A 1607-nucleotide genomic window follows, 5' to 3' on the forward strand; every position below is an offset into this window, starting at 1 on the left:
AGCCACGGCGAGGTCAAGAAGCCCGAGACGATCAACTACCGCACGCTCAAGCCCGCAGTGGCGGGGTCTCGCGCTCCACGGACTCGCCCGCTACAGCAACCCCGCCGCTCCGGCCGAGCCCGTCGACGCCCTGGTCGTCGGATACGGCACCCCGCCGGACCACACCTGGTCCGGGGCGCTGGACGCGCTGTGCGCGGTACTGCCCGGATAATCGCGCGAATTACCCTCCGGAATACCTCCCGAAGGATATGGTCACCCCATGAGTGAAAGTTCTTCCATAACCCGTGTCGCCCTGAAGAAAATCACCCCCGACGTCTCCGCGGCAATGGGATCCCTGCACGCCGCCGCCGTATCCGCGGCCCAGGACGCGAAGCTCGAACCGGAACTGCTGGAACTGGTCAGGATCCGCGCCTCGCAGATCAACGGCTGCGCGTTCTGCCTCGACCTGCACACCAGGGACGCCCGCGGGCAGGGCGAGACCGAGCAGCGCCTCCACACCCTGGCCGCCTGGCGGGAGACGCCGTTCTTCTCCGAACGCGAGCGCGCCGCACTGGCGTTGACCGAGGCGGTGACGCTGGTCCACGACGGCCGCGTCCCGGACTCCGTCTACGCCGAAGCGGCCGAGGTCTTCGACGAGAACCAGATCGCGGCCCTCGTCTGGGCGGCCACCGTCATCAACGCCTACAACCGCATCGCGATAGCGACGCGCATGGTCCCGAAAAGCTGAAAAGGGAAAGGGGAGGCGCGCCGGGTCGAATTCGATCCGGCGCTTCTTTTACCCCGCTTTTCCCCGCCATTCAGTCGGCCGGCAGCGGCTCCATCATGTCGTCCAGCCATCTGCGCCATTCCCCGGCGCGTTCCGCCGGAGGCACCCGCATCGACCGTCCGGCCCAGCCCGTCACGGGCCTGATTCCGTGCAGCGCGTTCACCAGCCACACCTCACGGCCGTCCAGCTCGGCCACGGTCCTCTCGCGGTGAGCGATCCGGAACCCGGAGCGCAGCGCCCGTTCCTGGACCAGCCCGGCCGTCACACTCGGCAGGACGGGCAGCCGCGGCGGGGGCAGGCACAGGGTGTCGTCCTCCCACCACAGGACACCGGCGGTGGCCGACTCCAGGACCGTGCCCGAGGGGACGATCAGCACCGCTTCCTCCGCACCCTCGCCCGTGGCCCGGCGGCGCACCCGGGCCAGGGCGTCCAGATCAGGGCCCTTGCGCCGCGGCACGGTCCGCGGATCGGACTGGCCCGCCGCCCACAGACGCACTTCCGCACCGAGCGGCGGAGCGGGTCGCAGCAGCAGCCGCAGCTCCAGGGACCCGGCCGCCAGCTCCACCCGGGGGAACCACGCCCCCGTGCGCGGCAGCGCGGCGGTCACGTCCTGCCAGAACGCGACGAGCCGGCGCGGATCCGGTCCGCCGCACTCACCGCAGGACCGCGAGAACCGCTCCCGGTGCCGGGCGTAGGCCCGCACCCTGCCCTCGCGCAGCAGCCACGAGTCCGCGACGAGCAGCCGCCCTCCCGCCGCCTGCTCCGGGGCCCGGGCCAGGTGGGGCCACGCGCGTACACGAGGATGCACTCCACGACGGCTGCAGCTCCACAAGTGAGAGAC

Annotated in this window: 2 protein-coding genes and 1 pseudogene; 2 read left to right on the forward strand and 1 reads right to left on the reverse strand. The window is 71.3% G+C overall.

What is annotated here, in order from left to right; translation table 11 throughout:
• Positions 1 to 211 (forward strand): annotated as a pseudogene (locus ABZ281_RS48685) (hypothetical protein); the annotation flags it as partial.
• 48 nt (positions 212 to 259) lie between these two features.
• Positions 260 to 727 (forward strand): carboxymuconolactone decarboxylase family protein, encoded by a 468-nt coding sequence (locus ABZ281_RS48690; RefSeq protein WP_356665195.1) that lies wholly within the window; start codon positions 260 to 262, stop codon positions 725 to 727.
• Positions 728 to 797: 70 nt separating this feature from the next.
• On the opposite strand, the gene ABZ281_RS48695 is transcribed toward ABZ281_RS48690, so the two are convergent.
• A complete protein-coding gene (locus ABZ281_RS48695; RefSeq protein WP_356665197.1) occupies positions 798 to 1574 on the reverse strand; it encodes an aminotransferase class IV in 777 nt (258 codons plus the stop codon).
• Between the last annotated feature and the right edge of the window lie 33 nt (positions 1575 to 1607).

The sequence above is a fragment of the Streptomyces sp. NPDC006265 genome (assembly GCF_040613555.1).
Taxonomy (GTDB): domain Bacteria; phylum Actinomycetota; class Actinomycetes; order Streptomycetales; family Streptomycetaceae; genus Streptomyces.